Genomic DNA, 21,150 nt, shown 5'->3' with positions numbered 1-21,150 from the left:
GTCAGGCCGTGACGAGAAGCGTCGCGGCGGTCGCGAACACCTCGGCCACCGCGTGGGCGCCGGGGTCGATCACGCCTTGCAATTTGGCGCCGACATAGGCGGACCGTCCAGCCTTTGCCTTCTCCATGGCGGCCGTCGCCTCGGCGCCACGCCGGGCGGCCGCCGCTGCCGCCTCCAGCCCGTTGGCGTCGAGCGCTTTCAGGGCTGGCTCCAGCGCATCGACCATCGTGCGGTCGCCAAGCTTTGCACCGCCATAAAAAGTCATCCGTTCGAGCCCAGCAAGCAGCGCCTTGGCCACGTCAGCGCCGCTGTCCACGGCCTGCGCGGCCGCAGTGAAGAAGATCGACAGCAGCACGCCGCTGGATCCGCCCATCGACCCGCTCAATATGTCGCCGATCGCGCCAAGGGTAGCCGCCGGGCTCACCAGCGGCAACGTGTCGACCCGTTCGACGATGCTGCGCGCGCCGGTCGCCACCGTCGAACCGGTATCGCCGTCGCCCGCCTTGGCGTCGAGCCCGTTCAAGATCGCTTCGAGCGAGATCAGTCTTTCGCAGAGCGTGACGATCAGGCGCCTTGTGGCGGCATCCTGGCTGGCCTTGCGTGCCGCGCTGTGTCCGCCGGCTTTCGCCATCGGCACGATGGCTGGTGCCGCGACCGGTTTGGCCGGCATCCAGGCGTGCGGGCCGACCGGTGCCATCAAGGCGGCTTCGCGCGCTGCATCGAGCCGGATCAGCGACAGCGAGAAGCCGTTCATGTTGAGCGCCGTCATCAGCGATCCCGGGCCGATCACCAATTTGATGGTTTTGGCCAGAGGCGAGGCCAGCACCGCATTGGCAATCAGCGACATCTCGAGCGGCGTGACGGAGCCCAGATTGTTGATCAGCAAGGCATGGCTTGCCTTCGGATCGTGCCGCACTGCCAGGCGCTCCGCCATGATCGCCACCAGCTTCTCGGCGCTCTGCACAGCGATGCGTTCGACCCCGGGCTCGCCATGGATGCCGAGGCCAAGCTCGCCGTCATCTTCGCCGAACCTGTCCTCGTGCGGCTGGCCGGGGATGGAGCAGGACGACAGCGACATGCCGAGCGAGACGATGTCCTTCGCCGCCGCGCGCGCGGCTGCCGCAATATCGGTCAGATCATAGCCGGCTTCCGACAGATAGCCTGAAACCTTGTGCACGAACAAAGTGCCGGCAACGCCGCGCGGCTGGGCAATATCGGGCAGCGCGATGTCGTCGGCGACGATCACCATCTCGACACGAAAGCCCTCGGCGCGCGCCTTCTCGGCCGCCAGGCCGAAATTCAGGCGGTCGCCGGTGTAGTTCTTGACGATCAACAGGCAGCCGGCCGGCCCGGTGACCGCGCGGATGGCCGCCAGCACCGCTTCGACGCTCGGCGAGGCGAAGATTTCGCCGGAGACAGCCGCCGTCAGCATGCCCTTGCCGACAAAGCCGGCATGCGAAGGTTCGTGTCCGGCGCCGCCGCCGGACACGACGCTGACCTTCGTCTTGTCCCAATCGGCGCGCAGCACGACCTTGATCTCGGGATAGCCGTCGAGGCGCGCAAGCTCGCCCGAGCCGATGGTCCGCAACAGGCCGTCCAATGCCTCGGTGACGATCGTTTCCCTGTGGTTGAAAAAGTGCTTCATCGAATTCGTCCCGTATTCGCGATCGTCAATCAGAAGCGGCGCGATGCGCCGGAATGGTTCACATCAGTCTTTGCCCGTCGGCGCCGAAATACAGCGGCGAGCGGTAGCGGATCATCACTCTGTCGCCTTGCGACAGATCGGTATCCGGGTCGGTCAGCGTCACCAGCTTCTTCGGTCCCACCGTCACGTGCAGATGGTTCTGGTCGCCGAGATGCTCGACCCAATCGACGACGCCGTCGGCGTGGCCATTCATGGCCTTCTCGATCGCCAGATGTTCGGTGCGCGCGCCGATCGTCCTGGTGCCGGCCGGCGCGCCTGCATCGGGCAGCAGGCCGGTCGGCAGAAGGTTGATCGCCGGCTGGCCGAGCCTCGCCGCGACATGCAAGTTCGCCGGCTCGGAGTAAATCGTTCGCGGCGATCCGATCTGCACCAGCACGCCATCGGCGAGGATGCCGATGCGGTCGGCCATGGTCATCGCCTCGATCTGGTCGTGGGTGACATAAAGCATGGTGGCGCCGAGCTCTGACTGGATGCGCTTCAGTTCGAGCCGCAGATCCGCCCGCAGCTTGGCGTCGAGTGACGACAGCGGCTCGTCCATCAGATAGATCGCCGGCTTGCGCACCAGCGCCCGGCCGATGGCGACGCGCTGCATTTCGCCACCCGACAGTTTGGTCGAGCGGTTGGTGAGCTTGTGATGGATGCGCACCATCTTCGCCACCTCCTCGACCCGCCGGCGGATCTGGTCTTCCGGGATCTTGCGTGCCGGTGAGCGCAACGGGAAAGCGAGATTGTCGAAGACCGACAGATGCGGATAGAGCGAGTACTGCTGGAACACGAAAGCCGTGTCGCGTTCCGCCGGTGACAGTGTCGTCGCATTGTGGCCGCCGATTTCGATCGTGCCGGTGTCTGGCCGTTCCAGGCCGGCGATCAGCCGCAACGTCGTCGTCTTGCCGGCTCCCGTTGGCCCGAGCAGCACGACGAATTCGCCGTCTTCTATATGTAGGTCGAGACCATTGACGGCGACATGCTCGCCAAAACTCTTGGTCACGTTCTTGATGTGCACGTCAGCCATGCTGCGCTCTCCCCTGAGAGGCGGTATCGTGAACCGCGGTTCTCACCGCGCGGCCCGATCCCTTGTCGAACAGCGACAGCCGGGCGCTGTTCAGCGTGAGGCCGACATGGTCGCCGGCATTGAGCCGGATTTCGGCCGGCACACGCGCCTTGATGATGCCGTCCGCCGTTTCCACCGCGACGATCTGCGTGGTGCCGAGATATTCCGTTCCATAGATGGCGCCGCGTAGTTTCGAGGCGTCGTCGAAACGGATGTGTTCGGGCCGGATACCGAGCGCCATGTCGGCTGGTGCGATGTCCTCGCGCACCTCCGGCACCGCGACCTTCGCGCCCTGGACGACGATCTCCTTGGCGCCCTTGGCGAGCCCGCCGCCGAAGCCGAGGAAATTCATCGGCGGCGAGCCGATGAAGTCGGCGACGAACATGGTCGCCGGGCGATCGTAGATCTCGCGGGGCGTCCCGAACTGTTCGATGACGCCGTGGTTCATGACAGCGATCTTGTCGGCCATCGACATCGCTTCCATCTGGTCGTGCGTGACATAGACAGTGGTCGCATGAATACGGTTGTGCAGTTCGCGCAATTCATGGACCATCAGATCGCGGAATTCGGTATCGAGCGTGCCGAGCGGCTCGTCCATTAGGAAGCACTTCGGCCGTCGCACGATGGCGCGCCCGAGCGCCACCCGCTGGCGGTCGCCGCCGGCAAGGCCCGAGACGGATTTGTTCAACAGATGGTCGATGCGCAAAAGCTTCGCGGTCTCTTCGACGCGGCTGCGGATCTCGGCCGACGGCATTCCTTGCGCCAGGAGCGGAAAGCCGATGTTCTTGCGCACGTTCATGTGCGGATAGAGCGCGAACAGCTGGAAGACGAAGGCGATGTCGCGCTCGCGTGCCCGCAGCATGGTGACGTCCTCGCCGCCGAGCAGGATCTCGCCGCCGGTCGGCAGTTCCAACCCGGCGATCATGCGCAGCGTCGTCGTCTTGCCGCAGCCCGAGGGCCCGAGCATGACGAAGAATTCGCCATCCTCGACGACGAAGTTGGAATCCTGCACGGCGACGAAATCGCCGAAGGCCTTTCTCAAGTGCTGGACGCGGATTTCGGCCATGGTTATTCCGGGAATTTCGAGACGATGATGAACATCACGGTGCCGGCAAGCATGGTGATGAAGGAATAGGTGTAGAGCGACAGCGCGAAGGGCTGGAACAGCATCAGGAAGCCGATGGCGATCAGCGCCGTCGCAATGTTTTCCATCAGCCCGCGCCTTGCCCAGCGGGGCCAGCGCGATCTGCGTTTGACTGATTTGGTCATGCTCATTTGCGCACCGCGCCGAAGGTGATGCCGCGCAGCAATTGCTTGCGAAGCAGGATGGTGAAAACCAGGATCGGCACCAGGAAGATCGTCGTGCCGGCGGCCACCGCAGGCCAGTCCTGGCCGCCTTCGCCGATAATGGTCGGAATGAAGGGCGGCGCGGTCTGCGCGGTTCCCGATGTCAGCAGCGCGGCGAAGGCGTATTCGTTCCAGGCGAAGATCAGGCAGAAAATGGCGGTCGCCGCGATGCCGGTGGTCGCCTGCGGCAGCACCGTGCGCCAGAAGGCCTGCAGGCGCGTATAGCCGTCGATCATCGCCGCTTCCTCATACTCGCGCGGGATCTCGTCGATGAAGCCTTTCAAGAGCCACACCGCCAGCGACACGTTGACCGCCGTGTAGAGCAGGATCATGCCGAGCGCCGTGTCCGACAGCCCAAGCTCGCGGTACATCAGGTAGATGGGGATCGCGACCGCGATCGGCGGCATGAAGCGCGTCGACAGGATGAAGAACAGCAGGTCGTCGGCCAGCGGCACCTTGAAGCGCGAGAAGCCATAGGCCGACAGCGTGCCGAGAAAGACGGCGCAGAAGGTAGAGCCGAAGGCGATGATCAGCGAGTTGACGAAGCGCGGCAGGAAGTTGGACGGGCCGGCGATCACCATGTTGCGCTTGCGCACCGTCTCGTCGCAGAAGCCGGTCGCCGGTCCGAGCGAGTTGATGTATTCCGGCGTCTGTCGCGTCCGCGTCGTGAACAGGTTGCAATAGCCTTCGATACTCGGCTGGAAGACGATTTTTGGCGGATAGGCGATCGAATCCGGCGGCGTCTTGAAGCTTGTGGCGAAGATCCATAGCAGCGGCACGATCGAGATCAGCGCATAGGCGATGATGATCGCTCCGGCGATGCGCTTCGAACCTGCCGAGGGGGCGACGACCGAATGGGCTGTGGTCAGGCTCATCTCTGCTTCACCTTGTTGAGCGCCTTGACGTAGATGTTGGCGAGACCGAACACCGCCACGAACAGGATGATGGCGAAGGCCGAGGAATAGCCGGTGCGCCAGCTCTCGAAGGCCTGCCGCTTCAGCGTGATCGAGGCGACCTCGGTGGTCGAGCCTGGCCCGCCGCCGGTGAGCAGGTTGACCATGTCGAACATCTTGAAGTTCTCGATGCCGCGAAACAGCACCGCCAGCATGATGAAGGGCAGCGCCATCGGCAGCGTGATCGACCAGAACTGCCGCCAGTTGGAGGCGCGGTCGACCTCGGCCGCCTCATAGATGTATTCGGGGATCGAGCGCAGGCCGGCGAGGCAGATCAGCATCACGTAGGGCGTCCACATCCAGGTATCGACGATGATGATCGACCACGGCGCCAGCGAGACGTTGGAAAGCATCTGGATGCTTGTCGGCGGAATGCCTGACACGAACGAGATGACATAGGAGAACAGACCGATCTGCGGCTCGTAGAGGAAGCGCCAGAAATTGCCGACCACCGCCGGCGACAGCATCATCGGCACCAGGATCAGCGTCGTCCAGAAGGCGTGGCCGCGGAACTTCCGGTCGATCAGCCAGGCCAGCGTGAAGCCGATCAGCGTCTGCAGAAGGATGGTCCAGAACACGAAATGCGCCGTCGTCTGCATGGCGATCCAAATGTCCTGGTCGCCGAGGATGCGCTGGTAGTTGGCAAAACCGAGGTTCTTCACCACCTCGTTCGGCCGGTTGGCCCGGTAATTGGTGAAAGAGAGGTAGATCGCCCAGAACAGCGGGAAGATGTTGATGGCCAGCAGCAACAGGATCGTCGGCGAGATGAACAGCCAGGCGAGGCCTTTGTCGCTGATGCCCCGCACCTTGCGGGCCAACGGTTCCGGGGTCGCCCGGGCAACGTTCTCCGCGGTCCGATTGAGCATGGTCAGTCCTGCTTCGGTCACTTGGCTCGTCTCTGTGATGGAATTTATCTGAACTGCGTCCCGTGCCAAGGGTGGCACGGGACCCAGAGCATGATGCCGAGAAGTGTGAAGCGGTTTTCGGACGACATCATGCTCTATCTCGGATTTTAGAGGCGGAGATTTCAGGTCGGCTCGACCTGAAATCTCCGGCTCGGGGTCGGGCTCGGGAGGAGCCTTACATCTTGCCGTCGTCCTGGAACACCTGCGTCCAGTCCTTGACCAGGCCGTCAAGCGCATCCTTGGCGGAGCCCTGGCCGGCGACGACATAGTCGTGGAAGCGCTTCTGCGAGGCCTGCAGCAGCGGGGCGTAGCTCGGTTCGGCCCAGAAGTCCTTGACGATGGCCATCGAGTCGAGGAAGGCCTGCGCGTAGGGCTGGCTGGACGGGAACTTCGGATCGTTGACCACGGCGTTCAGGCAGGAATAGCCGCCGAGCGCCCACCACTTGGCCTGCACGTCCTTGTTGGCGAACCACTTGATGTATTTCAGCGCCGATTCCTGCTTGTCGGAGTAGGAAACCACCGAGATGCCCTGGCCGCCGAGCTGGGCGAACTGGTCGCCGTCGGGCCCCTTGGGATTGACGAAGTAGCCGATCTTGTCGCCGCCGACATTTTCGTCCTTCTGCAGGCCGGGCCAGGTGAAGGCGAAGTTCATGTGCATCGCCACCTGACCGGATTTGAAGGCATCGACGCCTTCGCCCATGTAGCTGTTGGAGGCGCCGGGCGGCGTGCAGCAATCATAGAGCGCCTTGTAGAATTCCAGTCCCTTCACCGACTTGTCGGAATTGACGAAGCCCTGCATCTCGTAGGGCTTCTTCGGGTTCTCGTACTGGAAGCCGTAGCTGTAGAGCACGTCCATGGCGCCCATGGTGATGCCTTCCGAGCCACGCTCGGTGTAGATCGAGGCGCCATAGACGGTCTTGCCGTCGATCTGCCGCTTCTGGAAGAATTCGGCGATCTGCTTCAACTGGTCGAAGGTCTTCGGCGGGCCGAGATCCCAGCCATACTTCTCCTTGAATTCCTTCTGCAGTTCCGGCTTGGAGAACCAGTCCTTGCGATAGGTCCAGCCGACGACGTCGCCCATGGCCGGCAGCGCCCAGTAGTTCGGCGTGTTCTTCGGCCATTCCGAATAGCCGACGACGGTTGCCGGCACGAAGTCGTCCATGCTGATCTTCTCCTTGTCGAAGAAGTCGTTCAGCTTGACGTAGTGGCCGTTCTCGGCCGCGCCGCCGATCCACTGGCTGTCGCCGATGATCAGGTCGCACAATTTGCCGTGCGAGTTCAGCTCGTTGAGGAAACGGTCGGCATAGTTGGTCCATGGCACGAATTCGAATTTCATGCCGATGCCGGTTTCCTTGGTAAAATCCTTGGACAGTTCGACCAGCGCGTTGGCCGGGTCCCAGGCGGCCCAGCAAAGCGTCAGGTCTTCAGCGTGCGCGGCGTTCGAGACGGCTGTCGACGCAACCATCGCCGAGGCCATTCCCAAAGCCATTTTCAAGCTCGATTTCATGCCTTCCTCCCATTTGCGAAACGCGCCCGGATGACGGTTTCAAGAGCCCTCAACCTCTCTCCTCAGAGGCCCAAACATGGCGGCGCCGAAGCGCGGCAGATGTTTAGTAATTTGTTTAGTGATGCAATTTTTACTAAACAAGGCAAGCGAATTCGTTGCTGCGCCGCAACATGTCGAAACGCAGGCTTGAAATCGTTAGGAAATCATCGCCGGATGGTTCTTCCGTCAACCCTTCAGCCGGCTTCTCCGACGATGTTCGTCGGTGGCGTCACCGGCCGGACGGGCGGCGCGGGCGGCAGCAAGGCGCGTATGTCGGCAAAGGGAAATGTCGGCTCGAAGCGAAAAGCCTCGGCCAGAGAACCGGGGACGGCGTTGCATTGACCGGCGCGAAATTCATTCTGGGTGCACGCCCTGTCGACATATTGCTCCGGCCGTTGCGAACGGTGCGCACGGATCGCCTGCATCTTGATATCCCGGTAGGCGGATATGTCGACATAGTGCGTCGGCGAGAATCCGGTGCCGCCCATCGTGTCGGCATGCAGCACCGGAACCGCGAAAGAGGCCGCGATGCGCACGCCGTCCGACAGCGCGCGATGGTCGGCGTGATAGTCGTTGGGCGCGTGCGAGATGACCAGGTCCGGCCCGGTCTCGCGGATAAGGGTCTTCAGCGCGCCGATCAGCCCGGCATCGGCCACCAGTTCGCCGTCGGGAAAGTCGAGAAAGCGCGGCGCCGCGCCAAGCAGTGCTGCCGCGGCCGTGGCTTCCTCGCGACGGACACTGGTGAGAACCTTGGCATCGCTCTTGCCGCCCCTGGCACCATCCGTGGCCACGGCAAAAGTGAGGTCTGCGCCTTGCGCCGCATAGGCGGCCAGCGTACCGAACATGAAGATCTCGATGTCGTCCGGATGCGCACCGAGCGCCAATATCTTCAAGCTACTCTCTCCCCGGAAATGGAAAAACGTGCCGAACGGAATCCTGCTCGCCCTGATCGCCTATGCAAGCTATTCGGGCAGCGATGCCGTTATCAAGAGCCTGGGCGGACAGTTCTCCGTCTTCGAGATCGGTTTCTTCGGCACCTTGTTTGCCGGCATTTTCCTGTTCTTCACGCGTCCGGCGGGCGAGCGCTGGCGCGATTTCTGGCGCATGAAGCGGCCATGGGCCGTGCAGGCCCGCGCCTGGGCCGGCATCGCGTCCGGCGTGCTCAGCGTCTATGCCTTCACCCACATTCCACTGGCCGAAGTCTACGCCTTGATCTTCCTGGCGCCTTTGCTGGTCACCATCCTGTCCACCGTGATCCTGAAGGAAAAGGTCGGCCCCTGGCGGTGGTTGGCCGTGTTTGCGGGCTTTGCCGGGGTGATGCTGGTGGTGCGGCCGGGTTTTCGCGAATTGAACCTCGGCCATCTGGCTGCCTTCGTGAATGCTTTCCTCGCCGCGGCCAGCGTCATCCTGCTGCGATCGCTAGCGCAACAGGAGAAGCGCACATCGATGCTCGGCGTGCTGGTCGGTTATGGCCTGCTGTTCAACGGGGCCGGCGTTGCCGCTACCGCGTTCACCTTGCCGAATGCCATGCAGCTTGTCTGGCTGGCGCTGGCCGGCGCCTTCACCGCCGGCGGACAATTCATGCAGCTGCTCGCAGCCAAATACGCTCCCGCCAACCGCATCGCGCCGACGCATTATTCGCAGATCGTCTGGGCGGTGATCCTCGGCGCGCTGTTCTTCCAGGAGTACCCCGACTGGCTGTCGCTGGTCGGCCTCGCGATCGTCGGCGCGGCCGGTCTGCTGACCATGGTGCGCGAGGAGGTGCGGCTCGGCACGGTGCGCTGGAACCCGTTTGCGCGCACAAGGCTTTGAACCCGTGCCGGTTGCACGGTGGCCGTGAGCGCTGATATGCGGGCGCGATGACGACAAAACCCTTGCCGGAGCTTCCGGTATCCGCCGTGCTGCCGGCGCTGAGCCAAGCGCTTGGCTCCGGCAACAGCGCGGTGCTGGTGGCACCTCCCGGCGCCGGCAAGACCACGCTGGTGCCGCTGGCATTGCTCGAAGCGCCCTGGCTGGGGGCCGGAAAGATCGTCCTGCTCGAGCCGCGCCGGCTCGCCGCCCGTGCCGCCGCGCGCCGCATGGCGCAATTGCTGGATGAGGAGCCGGGCGCCACTGTCGGCTACGCCATGCGCATGGAAAACCGCACTTCGGCAAAGACCCGGATATTGGTCGTCACCGAGGGCGTGTTGGCCCGCATGATCCTCGACGACCCCGAATTGCCCGGCGTCTCGGCAGTGATCTTCGATGAATTCCACGAGCGTTCGCTCGATGGCGATTTCGGTCTCGCTTTGGCGCTCGACGTGCAAGGCGCGCTGCGTCCGGACCTGCGACTGCTGGTGATGTCGGCGACACTCGATGGCGCGCGCGTCGCGAAGCTCCTGTCCGGCGCACCAGTGATCGAAAGCGAAGGCCGCGCCTTCCCCGTCGACATCCGTTATGAGGAACGGCCGGCTGGTATCCCGATCGAGGATGCCATGGCCAAGGCGATCCGCGGTGCCCTTGCCGACGAGAGCGGCAGCGTGCTTGCCTTCCTGCCCGGCCAGCGCGAGATCGAGCGTACCGCCGAGCGGCTGGCCGGCAAGGTCGGCACCGACACCGGCATCGTCCCGCTCTATGGCCAGCTCGACGGCAAGGCGCAGGACGCCGCGATCAAGCCGCCGCCGCCGGGCCGCCGCAAGGTGGTGCTGGCGACCTCGATCGCCGAGACCTCCATCACCATCGACGGCGTCCGCGTCGTCATCGATTCCGGCCTGTCGCGCCTGCCGCGCTATGAGCCGGCCAGCGGCCTCACCCGGTTGGAAACCGTGCGCGTCAGCAAGGCTTCGGCAGACCAGCGCGCCGGCCGTGCCGGGCGCACGCAAGCCGGCGTCGCCATCCGGCTGTGGCGCGCCGAGCAGACATCGGCACTTCCCGCCTTCACGCCGCCGGAAATCCTCGAAGCGGACCTTTCCGGCCTGCTGCTCGACTGCGCCGCCTTCGGTGTCGCCGACCCGGCGGGTCTCGCCTTCCTCGACCCGCCGCCGGCCCCGGCGCTCAACGAGGCAAGGGTGCTGCTGCGCGCGCTCCATGCCATCGACGAGACTGGGCGTTTGACGGAAGCTGGCGCTTCGATGCGCAAGCTCGCTCTGCCCGTGCGGCTGGCGCATATGGTCGCCGAGGCTGCTAAGAACGGCCATGCTCTCGAGGCGGCCATGCTCGCCGTGCTGCTCACCGAACGCGGTCTTGGCGGCGATGGCGCCGATCTCGAACGGCGGCTGATGCGCTTTCGCGGCGAAAAATCACCTCGCGCCGCCGCCGCGCGGCAACTGGCTGAACGGCTGGCGCGGCAGGTGGGCGGGGCGAAGAACAGCGAAACAGCTTCCGTGGGTTCCTTGCTGATCCACGCCTGGCCGGATCGCGTCGCCAAGGCGCGTGGCGAGCGTGGCCGCTTCGTGCTGGCCAATGGCTCCGGCGCCATGCTTGATGCCGCCGACCCGCTGGCGGGCGAACCGTTTCTGGTCGTCGCCGACCTGCAGGGCAAGGCCCAGAATGCCCGCATCGCGGCGGCGGCGGCAATCGGCGAGGACGACATCCGCGCCACGCTGGCCGACCGGATCGAAACGCGCCGGCAAACCAGTTTCGACCGCGAGCGGCGCGCCGTGCGCGTGCGCGAAACCGTGCGTCTCGGCGCCATCACGCTCGCCGAGCGCATGCTGCCGGCGCCGTCAGGCGCCGATGCCGATAGGGCGATCCTGGACGCCTTGCGCGAGCACGGCCTGTCGCTGTTGAGCTGGAGCAAGGAGGCCGAGGCGCTGCGCCAGCGGCTGTCCTGGCTGCATCGCGGCCTCGGGTCGCCATGGCCCGACATGTCGGATGAAGCGCTGGTTGAGCACCTTGACGACTGGCTGCTGCCCTTCCTGTCGGGGGCCGCATCCTTCGCCGCAATCGGTCCGGGCGTCATTTCGGCTGGCCTGGCCTCGCTCGTGCCGCATGACCAGCAGCGCCGGATCGAGACGTTGGCGCCGACCCATTTCGACGCTCCGTCCGGCAGCCACGTGCCGATCCGCTATGACGGCGAATGGCCCGTGCTTGCGGTTCGCGTGCAGGAGCTGTTCGGCCTCGACCGCCACCCCTCGATTGCCAATGGCACCGTGCCGCTGACGCTCGAACTGTTGTCGCCGGCGCACCGGCCGATCCAGACCACGCGCGACCTGCCCGGCTTCTGGCGCGGCTCCTGGGCCGACGTGCGGGCCGACATGCGCGGCCGCTATCCCAAGCATGTCTGGCCGGAGAACCCGCTGCTTGCCACGGCTACCGCCCGCGCGAAGCCGCGAGCATGATCCCAGAAAGTGGGAACCAGTTTTTGCAAAAAGATCATGCTCGAACAAGAAGTAGAGCTCCAATCCGGCTCCATCGAATTGGAGCGGACCTAGCCTTGGGCGCTTCGCGGCTGTAATCCATGGCCATGATCAATGTTTTGCGTTCGCCCGATTTTCAGCAGAGCCAGCGGCTGCGCCTCAACACGCTGATCCGGCTGCGCTGGCTGGCCATCGTCGGCCAGAGCGTGACGGTGCTCGTCGTCGCCTATGGCCTGAAATTCCCATTGCCGGTCAGCCTGTGCTTTGCGCTGATCGCCTGTTCGGCCTGGATGAACCTGTTCCTGGCCTTCCGTTTTCCGGCCGCGCACCGGCTCACCCCTTTCGCCGCCTTCGGCATCCTGATCTTCGACAGCCTGCAGCTCGCCGGCCTGCTCTACATGACCGGCGGCTTGACCAATCCGTTCTCGCTGCTGATGACCGTGCCCGTCGTCATCTCGGCGACATCGCTGCCCCTGCGCCTTACCGCCGTTCTCGGCGGGCTGGTGATGATTGCCGCGACCTTGCTGGTATTCGTCCATCTGCCGTTGCCCTGGTATGAAGGCGCGCCGCTCGCCATGCCGTTCATCTATGTCGCCGGCATGTGGATGGCGGTGCTGTCATCGATCGCCTTCACCGCCATGTACGCCTTCCGGGTGGCCGCCGAAGCGCGGCTTCTTGCCAATGCGCTTGCCGCCACCGAACTGGTGCTGCAGCGCGAACAGCATCTTTCGGCGCTCGACGGCCTGGCGGCTGCGGCGGCGCATGAGCTCGGCACGCCGCTCGCCACCATCACGCTCGTCGCCAAGGAGATGGAGAAGGCGCTCGGCAGCGATCCGAAATACGGCGATGACGTGAAGCTGCTGCGGTCGCAAAGCGAACGCTGCCGCGAAATCCTAAAACGCCTTACGAGCCTGTCGTCCGAGGGCGAGGCGCATCTTTCCCGCCTGCCGCTGACCTCGCTGGTCGAGGAAGTCACCGCGCCGCACCGCGACTTCGGTATCTCGATCAAGCTGCGTCCGGGCGAGCGCAGCGGCCCCGAGCCAGTCGGGCGCCGCAATCCGGGCGTCATCTACGGCCTTGGCAATCTGGTCGAGAACGCCGTCGATTTCGCCCGCAAGAGCGTCACCGTGCGCTGGAGCTGGGACGAGGACGCCGTGACCTTCTCGATCATTGACGACGGCCCCGGCTTCCCGCCCGAGATCATCGACCGCATTGGCGAGCCCTATATGTCGACGCGCCAGGGGACCGAGGCAGGCGGTGGCCTGGGGCTCGGCCTGTTCATTGCCAAGACGCTTCTCGAACGCTCGGGCGCCACGCTCGATTTCCGCAATTCGAGCGGCTTGGGCGAGGGGGCCGTGGTGCAGATTTCGTGGCCGAGAACGGTCTTCCTGAACCCCGAAACGGCCCCGGCCACCATGTTTGACACTGCGTAAATTGGACAATAGCGGCGCAAAACTATATCTGCGTAAAATTGAGGCAGCAGGAATTTTCAAGACGATGACAGGCGACGAAAATATTGGCGCAATGGTTGAAGGCGAGGATACCTCGCTTCTGATCGTCGATGACGACAAGCCGTTCCTCACCCGTCTGGCCCGCGCCATGGAAACCAGGGGTTTCGTGGTCGAAACCGCCGAGAGCGTCGAGGAGGCCGTGGGCAAGGCGCGCGCCAAGCCGCCGGCCTATGCCGTGGTCGATATGCGGCTCGGCGATGGCAACGGCCTCGACGTCGTCGCCGCCATCCGCGAGAAGCGCGAGGATTCCCGCACCATCATCCTGACCGGCTACGGCAACATCGCCACCGCGGTGACGGCCGTGAAGCTCGGCGCCGTCGATTACCTGTCGAAGCCCGCCGACGCCGACGATATCTTCGCCGCGCTTACCCGTACCTCGGGCGAGCGCGCCGCGCCTCCGGAAAACCCGATGTCGGCCGACCGCGTGCGCTGGGAGCATATTCAGCGCGTCTACGAAATGTGCGAGCGCAACGTCTCCGAGACCGCGCGCCGGCTCAACATGCACCGCCGCACGCTGCAACGCATACTGGCCAAGCGCGCGCCACGTTAGATCGCTGGGCAGGCAGAGCAATTGCCTCGGGCCGATCTTCCAAGGTGGAGGCTATCAATTATCGAAGTCAGCGCCGCCCCTCATCGCCCTGCCGGGCACTTCTCCCCGTATAATGACGGGGAGAAGGGGCTGGCCGCGATGTCGGCGCCCTTCTTGCGACGTTGGTTATTGGCGAAATCGGCGATGACTGCGTTCCCTCGCCCCGTTTACGGGGAGAGGATGCCGGCAGGCAGGTGAGGGGCGGCGCCGGCGCTGGAGAATGAAGCCTGCCGAGCAGGCGGTACGACGGAGGGTGACATGCAGGAGAGCAAACAGCGGCCGGTTTCCGTCTTCCGCGAATTTCTCGATGGCGAGGCGGCCGGCGGCATCATCCTGATGGTCGCGGCAGCCCTTGCGCTGATCGTCGCCAACTCTCCCCTGGCCGAGACCTATTTTTCTGTTCTCCACGCCTATCTCGGCCCGCTCAGCGTCTCGCATTGGGTCAATGACGGGCTGATGGCGGTGTTCTTCCTGCTCGTCGGGCTGGAGATCAAGCGCGAGATGCTGGACGGCCAGCTTTCGACCTGGCCGCGCCGGGTCCTGCCGGGCATCGCGGCGGCCGGCGGCATGCTGGTTCCGGCGCTGGTCTATGTCTTGATCAACCGCGACAATGGCCCGGCGCTGTCCGGTTGGGCGATCCCGACCGCAACCGACATCGCCTTCGCGCTCGGCGTGCTGTCGCTGCTCGGCAGCCGCGTGCCGGCGTCGTTGAAGGTCTTCCTGACCGCGCTTGCCATCATCGATGACCTCGGCGCCGTCATCATCATCGCCATCTTCTATACGAGCGGCCTGTCGCTGGCCTATCTCGGCGCCGCTTTCGCGGTCATAGCCGTGCTTGTCGTGCTCAACCGCATGCGGGTGATGACGCTGGTACCCTATCTCGTGCTTGGCGCCATCCTGTGGGTGCTGGTTCTCAAGTCGGGCGTCCATGCCACACTTGCCGGCGTCGCCCTGGCGCTGACCATTCCGCTCGAGCGTTCCGCCGGGATCGGCCATGATCTCCACCATTCGCCGCTGCACCGGCTCGAGCACGGCCTGCACAGGATCGTGCCGTTTTTCGTCATCCCGATCTTCGGCTTTGCCAATGCTGGCGTTTCGCTCGCCGGCCTCAGTTTTGGCGCGCTGATCGAGCCGCTGACACTGGGCGTCGCCGCCGGCCTCGTCGTCGGCAAGCTGGTCGGCGTGCTTGGCTCCTCGGCACTTGCCATCAGGCTTGGCCTGGCCGACCTGCCCGCCCATGCCGGCTGGTCGCACATGGTCGGCATCTCGCTGCTTTGCGGCATCGGCTTCACCATGAGCCTGTTCATCGGCCTGCTCGCCTTTGCCGGCGATGTCGCCCTGCAGGACGCGGTCAAGGTCGGCATCCTCGCCGGCTCCTTCATCGCCGCCATCCTTGGCGCCGCGGTGCTGTTGATGGCACCGGCTGCGGGTGGAGCGGAGGAAGACACGGAGTAGGGCGCGAAGCGCGCTACTCGCTCTCCCCCTCCAGCGCCGGCACCGAGACGCCGGCGAGTTCCGCCGCCAGCAGCCGCGAAGCACCGGCGCGTGCGATCCGCAGCATCAGCGCCTTGCGCGTTGCCGCCGCCATGCGGTGTTCCGGCGCTTCGCGCAGGATCTCGGCGCCGTAGCCGTCCGAGAGGATGAAGCCGCACTCCTGGGGAAAAATCTCCGAAGGCACGCCGGGATGGGTGGCGAAGAAGAAGCGGTCGGAATGCAACCGATAGTCGGGCCATTTGCGGTCGACGCGGAAATCCTCGATCGAGGATTTGATCTCGATGATCCAGATGTCGCCTTGCCGGGTCAGCGCCACGAGGTCGGCGCGGCGGCCGGTGGCCAGCGACAGTTCAGGCAGCACATGCGCGCCCATTTCCATGAGCAGCCGCTGCACGCCGCGCCGCACCAGCATGGCGCGTTCGGACTGGCGACCGTCAATGAGGGGATTGATCGCGATAGGGGAGATGATCGGCATGGCAGCCACCATGCCAGATTCTGTTCACGGTTTGAACCCTTTTTGCGGGGTGACGCGCATCCCATAGGAAACCAGCAAGGACGAAACCGAGTTCAGCCCAGCGAAGCGCCTCGGGAGCAGTGCTGCCAATAGCGCGGATCAGCGCGACTGTCCCTGACTAACTCTTTGTTTTTCGAGGAACCGCTTGGCGTGTTCCCCCCACTCCGCAGCCGTCGTTTTGTGCTCTTGAACGTAGGTTTCAAAAGCCTTGCGCAGAGCGTCAAGGTCCAAAGCCCAAAGCCGCTCGCCTTTGTCGTCGTTCAACATGACCTTACCCAAGCCCCTTGAGCCGACGGTATGCTCCCCAGATCAAGTCTTCAAGAACCGGTCCTGACTTCTTTTGGGTGTATCGCGGCCGTCAAATAGGATTACTTTGCGACAGAGGACCGAATGGAGGCCGTGGGGAGTTTACTGGTAGAAATGAAGTTGAGTTCGGAAAAGGACGGTACCTGTGCGGCCGCTGCAGCCAAATACCTCATGGCCTGGGGACTTCAGTCTTAATTGAGCTATTGCTAATATTGTTATAGCTTGGGCAGTGCGGAGACGATCCCACAAGCCTGACCCGCAACGACCCGGCACGACCCCACGTCCCCCAGACTGCGAGCGTGCCGGGCCGTTCCTACAGGACGCCGCCCGGCGCGATCGCTCGCGCAACGATTGGTCTCTCAAACAGACAATCGCCTGCGCCGGGCGATTACACGTTTGGCGAACCTCGGCCTGGCTTGGGGAGTCTTCCGTGATCGCGCAATATCCGGCCGGGTGCAGTCTGGTATTGATCTTTGCTAAACGGCCCTATGTCTTGCCGGTCAACTTCCGTTCTTCACTAGAGAACGGCAGGACTAAAGTCCTGCGTGCTTATACCCAAAGGTCTGAGAGGACCGTTTAATTTCCGCTAATGTCCATTGGACGTTCCGTTACTTTAGACAATCAGAATATAACAGAAGACGTTGGGGACTATAGCCGCGAAATGGCCGGCGCAGTTTGGCTTTGGGTTCTAGGGGGGCGCCGGCCATTGCGGGTGTGGGCTATTGGGTGTGATTGTCCCCGCACGATCAACGTATATGTATATTAGCACTCGCGCAAATAAGACTGAAGTCCCTTGTTCCGCCGGACCTGACCGGACCTCCTCACCACTCTGACTTCCTCCGGACTAGCCTACCCTTCCTATGGCCTCGCTGAAACGGCCCTGTCGCCAGGCGCCCCCGCCATGTCATCCAGGATCGGGCAGTCCGGCCTGTTGTCGCCATGACAGGCATGGATGAGCTTCTGCAGGGTCGAGCGCATGGATTGCAGCTCGCGCACCTTTTCCTCGATCGCCGTGACATGGGCGGCGGCGATCTCACGCACGTCGGCGCTGGCACGGCCGCGATCCTGGTAGAGCGCCATCAACTGGCGGCAATCGTCGATGGAAAAGCCGAGGTTGCGCGCACGGCGCAGGAAGGCCAGCCGGTGGATGTCGTCGCCGGAATAGTCGCGGTAGCCGTTGGTGGCGCGCGCCGGCGCGATCAGGCCGATCTCCTCATAGTAACGGATGGTCTTGGCCGGCAGGCCTGATCTTTGGGCTGCATCGCCGACATTCATGACTGATCCTCGATTCCACGTAACCGTTTGATGTCGCCCCCATTGAATTTACTTCACAATCCGGTGAGGGCTGTTGCCGAAATGCCATACTGATACGCTTACCAGCGGGTAAGGCCACGCATATAGGCATCGTGCGCTTGGCAAGCAAAGCAAATGCCAGCATGAATGATGGCGAGAAGGCGGCCGACTCGTGCCGCACAATTTAGCGGGGCACGGATCACCTCATGCGGATGAAGTCGCTTGCAATAATTGCCGCATTGGCGTTCTCCACCGCACTCGCCGGTTGCAGCACCATTGGCGGGCAGATCTTCTCCAACGACTATGGCGCGGTGACCGATGCTGGTTACCAACTGCCACGCATCCCGATCGAAAAAGTGCCGAGGCAGTTCCACCGGCAGGAAGTGAACTACGACACCAAGGAAAAGCCGGGCACCATCATCGTTGATACGCAGAACAAGTTCCTCTACTTCGTCGAGGGCGACGGTCGCGCCATTCGCTACGGCATCGGCGTCGGTCGCGAAGGCTTCGAATGGCACGGAACCGCCCACATTGCGTTGAAGCGCGAATGGCCGACCTGGACGCCGCCGCGTGAAATGATCAAGCGCCAGCCGGAACTTACCAAGTTCGCGAATGGCATGGAGCCGGGCCTGAAGAACCCGCTTGGCGCGCGCGCCATGTATCTCTTCAACAAGGGCGGTGACATGGGTTACCGCCTGCACGGCAGCCCGGAATGGAATTCGATCGGCAAGGCGATGTCATCCGGCTGTATCCGGCTGATGAACCAGGACATCATCGATCTCTACGACCGCGCATCGGTCGGCGCCAAGGTCATCGTGATGTAAGGACCACGATCCCCAGGGATCATGGTCAAACGTGAAGACAAGTTTCGTACGCGGACCGTCTAGGCAACAACGGACGTCCCAAACAGAAAACCGGGCAATTCGGCCCGGTTTTTTGTTTTTTGGATGAAGTCGGTACGGAGCGGTTAGGAAACCTGTTCGACCTGCTGCACTTCAGGCACGAAATGGCGAAGCAGGTTCTGGATGCCATGCTTCAGTGTTGCCGTCGATGACGGGCAACCGGCGCAGGCGCCTTTCATGTGCAGGAACACCGTGCCGTTTTCGAATCCACGGAAGGTGATGTCGCCGCCATCCTGCGCCACCGCCGGGCGCACGCGGGTATCGAGCAGTTCCTTGATGGTGACGACGAGTTCCTCGTCCGCCTTGTCGTAGAATTCGCCGGTCTGGCTGGTCTCGGCGGCCGGGCCGGCCTTGGCCATGACAGGCGCACCGGACATGAAATGCTCCATGATGGCGCCGAGGATCGCCGGCTTCAGGTGCTGCCAGTCGGGGCCGTCCTTGGTCACGGTGATGAAGTCGTAACCGAAGAAGACACCGGTGACACCGGGGATTTCGAACAGCCGGCCGGCCAGCGGCGAAGCCGTTGCCGCGCTATCGGCATCGCGGAAATCGGCCGTGCCTTCGACAAGCACTTCCTTGCCAGGCAGGAATTTCAGCGTCGCCGGATTGGGCGTCGATTCGGTCTGGATGAACATGGCCGTCTCCGTGCCCGTTTCGGGCAGATAGTTTGGAATAGTTCTAAATAGGCCCTATCGGCGGGACATTCAAGCGAAAGGCATCGCCCGAACGGCTGGCTGGCAGAATGTTTTTGCTGGCTGGGGAGCAGAATCCCGGGCGGGCTTCAGGCGAGGCTGTCGATCTCGTCGTCCGACAGATTCTGTGGCACCACGGTCACCGGAATAGGGAAGGCCGCGCCCTTGCCGGCCACGGCGCCGACCAGCGGTCCCGGCCCTTCCTTGCCGGCGCCGGCCGCCAGAACCAGGATGGCGATATCCTGGTCTTCCTCGATCAGCTTGTGGATCTCTTCCGTCGGCTTGCCTTCGCGCACCACCATCTCGGGCTCGATACCGAGCTTCTGGCGCACCTTGTTGGCATAGCCGTCCAGGGCCGCGCGCGCCGTGGCGTTGGCCTCCTCGCGCATGATCTTCTCGACGCCGAGCCAGTGCTGGAAATCGTCCGGTACGATGACATAGAGCAGCACCAGCGTGCCGCTGGTGCTCTGCGCCCGCTTCGAGGCGTAGGCGACGGCGCGCTCGCACTCGGGCGTATCGTCGATGATCGTCAGGAATTTCCTGCGATGACCGGCTTCGCGGCTGAGGCGTTTGGAGACCATGTCTATCTACTCGGTGTCTATTCGGCGGCAATCTGCCACTACGGCAGACCGGCGGCAAGCCGCCGGTCTTTGAGCCGGTATGTCCCTTGGCCAGTATGCCCAGTGTTGGCGCGGTGGGCGGGTGCCGCGGTCAGCCTTGCAACAGGCCGATAATGTCGCGCACCGTCTTCATTGTCGTTTCGGCGAGCACGCCGGCGCGTTCGCCGCCGTCCTTGAGCACCGCGTCGACATAGGCGCGGTCGCCTTCGATGCGGCGCATCTCACCGGCGATCGGCGCCAGCTTCTCCACCGCAAGGTCGGCCAGCGCCGGCTTGAACACCGAAAACTGCTGGCCGCCGAATTCCTTCAGCACGTCCACCTTCGAGATTTCGGCGAGGCCGGCATAGATGCCGACCAGGTTTTCCGCCTCGGGCCGGCTTTCCAGTCCGTCGAGCTCGCTCGGCAAGGCCTCCGGATCGGTCTTGGCCTTGCGGATCTTCTTCGAGATGGTGTCGGCATCGTCGGTGAGATTGATGCGCGACAGGTCCGATGGGTCCGACTTCGACATCTTCTTCGACCCGTCGCGCAGGCTCATGATGCGAGCCGCCGGGCCGCCGATGACCGGTTCGGTGATCGGGAAGAAGCCGTTCACCGTCTCCTCGCCGACCTGCATTGCGACGCCGACGCCAAGCCTGGCGATGCGGTCCGAAAAATCATTGTTGAACTTCTGCGCGATGTCGCGGGTCAGCTCCAGGTGCTGCTTCTGGTCCTCGCCCACCGGCACATGGGTGGCGCGGTAGAGCAGGATGTCGGCAGCCATCAGCGAGGGATAGGCGAGCAGGCCCAGCGAAGCGTTTTCCCGGTCCTTGCCGGCCTTGTCCTTGAACTGCGTCATCTTGTTCATCCAGCCGATGCGCGCGACGCAATTGAAGATCCAGGCAAGCTCGGCGTGCTGCATCACCCGCGATTGGTTGAAGACGATGTGCTTCTTCGGGTCGATGCCGGAAGCGAGGAACGCCGCGGTGATCGAACGTGTCTGGTCGGCAAGGTCGTCATGGACGAGCTGCGCGGTCAGCGAATGCAGGTCGACGACACAATAGATGCAGTCGGAGGTGTCCTGCAGGGCGACAAATTTCTTGATGGCGCCGAGATAGTTGCCGAGATGCAGATTGCCGGTCGGCTGGACGCCGGAGAAGACGAGTGGCTTGAAGGCGGTCATGATGTCCTCATGGCTTGTGGAGGGCCGTATAAGCGTGATTCCGAAAAGTTGCAGACTTTTCGGAGCCAATCACGCGGCTGGAAACCGCGCGCGGCGAAAGTCTTGCGACGGCGCGCTTATGGACGAGAGTGGGGCGAGGATCAAGAGGTGCATCGGTCGCGTGAATCCGCTCATTTATGTTGACATGATGATGTAGATCACTACATAATTCACACTACATGAAAGC

At 63.5% G+C, this 21,150-nt stretch carries 20 protein-coding genes; 6 read left to right on the top strand and 14 right to left on the bottom strand.

Going from position 1 to position 21,150, the window contains the following annotated elements:
- Position 1: 1 nt before the first annotated feature.
- The 8 genes from EB233_RS01190 to EB233_RS01155 form a co-directional block, all read right to left on the bottom strand.
- Entirely contained in the window at positions 2–1,645 is a 1,644-nt protein-coding gene (locus EB233_RS01190; RefSeq protein WP_064990398.1) for a dihydroxyacetone kinase subunit DhaK, read from the bottom strand.
- 58 nt (positions 1,646–1,703) lie between these two features.
- On the bottom strand, positions 1,704–2,717 hold the full coding sequence (locus EB233_RS01185) for an ABC transporter ATP-binding protein (protein ID WP_064990399.1): 1,014 nt from the start codon (positions 2,715–2,717) through the stop codon (positions 1,704–1,706).
- On the bottom strand, positions 2,710–3,822 hold the full coding sequence (locus EB233_RS01180) for an ABC transporter ATP-binding protein (RefSeq protein ID WP_064990400.1): 1,113 nt from the start codon (positions 3,820–3,822) through the stop codon (positions 2,710–2,712). The genes EB233_RS01185 and EB233_RS01180 overlap by 8 nt, the downstream gene beginning before the upstream one ends.
- A gap of 2 nt (positions 3,823–3,824) precedes the next feature.
- A complete protein-coding gene (locus EB233_RS01175) occupies positions 3,825–4,031 on the bottom strand; it encodes a hypothetical protein (RefSeq protein WP_027052674.1) in 207 nt (68 codons plus the stop codon).
- A complete protein-coding gene (locus EB233_RS01170) occupies positions 4,028–4,978 on the bottom strand; it encodes a carbohydrate ABC transporter permease (RefSeq protein ID WP_027052673.1) in 951 nt (316 codons plus the stop codon). The genes EB233_RS01175 and EB233_RS01170 overlap by 4 nt, the downstream gene beginning before the upstream one ends.
- Positions 4,975–5,922, bottom strand: coding sequence for a carbohydrate ABC transporter permease (locus EB233_RS01165; RefSeq protein ID WP_027040434.1), 948 nt, complete (start codon positions 5,920–5,922; stop codon positions 4,975–4,977). The genes EB233_RS01170 and EB233_RS01165 overlap by 4 nt, the downstream gene beginning before the upstream one ends.
- Before the next feature lie 214 nt (positions 5,923–6,136).
- Positions 6,137–7,468, bottom strand: coding sequence for an ABC transporter substrate-binding protein (locus EB233_RS01160; RefSeq protein ID WP_027052672.1), 1,332 nt, complete (start codon positions 7,466–7,468; stop codon positions 6,137–6,139).
- Between the two features lie 233 nt (positions 7,469–7,701).
- A complete protein-coding gene (locus tag EB233_RS01155; protein ID WP_064990401.1) occupies positions 7,702–8,400 on the bottom strand; it encodes a PIG-L deacetylase family protein in 699 nt (232 codons plus the stop codon).
- Between the two features lie 28 nt (positions 8,401–8,428).
- On the opposite strand from EB233_RS01155, the gene EB233_RS01150 reads away from it, so the two are divergent.
- The 5 genes from EB233_RS01150 (at position 8,429) to nhaA (ending at position 15,399) form a co-directional block, all read left to right on the top strand.
- Positions 8,429–9,319 carry a DMT family transporter gene (locus EB233_RS01150; protein ID WP_064990402.1) on the top strand — a complete coding sequence of 297 codons (891 nt, stop codon included), beginning with the start codon at positions 8,429–8,431 and terminating at the stop codon, positions 9,317–9,319.
- 47 nt (positions 9,320–9,366) lie between these two features.
- Complete coding sequence (hrpB, locus tag EB233_RS01145; protein ID WP_064990403.1) at positions 9,367–11,826, top strand: ATP-dependent helicase HrpB; 2,460 nt, start codon at positions 9,367–9,369, stop codon at positions 11,824–11,826.
- Positions 11,827–11,945: 119 nt separating this feature from the next.
- Positions 11,946–13,277: an ActS/PrrB/RegB family redox-sensitive histidine kinase gene (locus tag EB233_RS01140; RefSeq protein ID WP_032917113.1), complete on the top strand. Its 1,332-nt coding sequence runs from the start codon at positions 11,946–11,948 to the stop codon at positions 13,275–13,277.
- 64 nt (positions 13,278–13,341) lie between these two features.
- Positions 13,342–13,905, top strand: coding sequence for an ActR/PrrA/RegA family redox response regulator transcription factor (locus EB233_RS01135; protein ID WP_064990404.1), 564 nt, complete (start codon positions 13,342–13,344; stop codon positions 13,903–13,905).
- Positions 13,906–14,202: 297 nt separating this feature from the next.
- Entirely contained in the window at positions 14,203–15,399 is a 1,197-nt protein-coding gene (nhaA, locus tag EB233_RS01130; protein ID WP_064990405.1) for a Na+/H+ antiporter NhaA, read from the top strand.
- A 13-nt stretch (positions 15,400–15,412) separates the two neighbouring features.
- Here the strand turns inward: nhaA and EB233_RS01125 are convergent, their stop codons facing one another.
- From EB233_RS01125 to cueR, 3 genes are all read right to left on the bottom strand, one after another.
- Entirely contained in the window at positions 15,413–15,913 is a 501-nt protein-coding gene (locus EB233_RS01125) for an MmcB family DNA repair protein (RefSeq protein ID WP_171892196.1), read from the bottom strand.
- Between the two features lie 138 nt (positions 15,914–16,051).
- The gene (locus EB233_RS01120) at positions 16,052–16,219 is read right to left on the bottom strand and encodes a hypothetical protein (RefSeq protein ID WP_154674559.1); all 168 of its coding nucleotides are present in this window, start codon (positions 16,217–16,219) and stop codon (positions 16,052–16,054) included.
- A gap of 897 nt (positions 16,220–17,116) precedes the next feature.
- Positions 17,117–17,533, bottom strand: coding sequence for a Cu(I)-responsive transcriptional regulator (gene cueR / locus EB233_RS01115; RefSeq protein WP_064990407.1), 417 nt, complete (start codon positions 17,531–17,533; stop codon positions 17,117–17,119).
- Between the two features lie 224 nt (positions 17,534–17,757).
- Between cueR and EB233_RS01110 the strand changes: the two genes are divergently transcribed.
- The gene (locus EB233_RS01110; protein WP_064990408.1) at positions 17,758–18,375 is read left to right on the top strand and encodes a L,D-transpeptidase; all 618 of its coding nucleotides are present in this window, start codon (positions 17,758–17,760) and stop codon (positions 18,373–18,375) included.
- A 143-nt stretch (positions 18,376–18,518) separates the two neighbouring features.
- Here the strand turns inward: EB233_RS01110 and EB233_RS01105 are convergent, their stop codons facing one another.
- The 3 genes from EB233_RS01105 to trpS all read right to left on the bottom strand — a co-directional run bounded on the left by EB233_RS01105 (position 18,519) and on the right by trpS (position 20,924).
- Positions 18,519–19,088 (bottom strand): NifU family protein, encoded by a 570-nt coding sequence (locus tag EB233_RS01105; RefSeq protein ID WP_027052658.1) that lies wholly within the window; start codon positions 19,086–19,088, stop codon positions 18,519–18,521.
- A 146-nt stretch (positions 19,089–19,234) separates the two neighbouring features.
- Positions 19,235–19,726, bottom strand: a complete 492-nt coding sequence (locus EB233_RS01100) for a universal stress protein (protein WP_027052657.1) — start codon at positions 19,724–19,726, stop codon at positions 19,235–19,237.
- 130 nt (positions 19,727–19,856) lie between these two features.
- Positions 19,857–20,924 carry a tryptophan--tRNA ligase gene (gene trpS / locus EB233_RS01095; RefSeq protein WP_064990409.1) on the bottom strand — a complete coding sequence of 356 codons (1,068 nt, stop codon included), beginning with the start codon at positions 20,922–20,924 and terminating at the stop codon, positions 19,857–19,859.
- Positions 20,925–21,150: the final 226 nt, after the last annotated feature.

This window comes from Mesorhizobium erdmanii, assembly GCF_013170725.1.
Classification (GTDB): Bacteria; Pseudomonadota; Alphaproteobacteria; order Rhizobiales; family Rhizobiaceae; genus Mesorhizobium; species Mesorhizobium erdmanii.
Note: the sequence above shows the minus strand (reverse complement) of the source record. Positions and strands in the feature narration are given on the sequence as shown.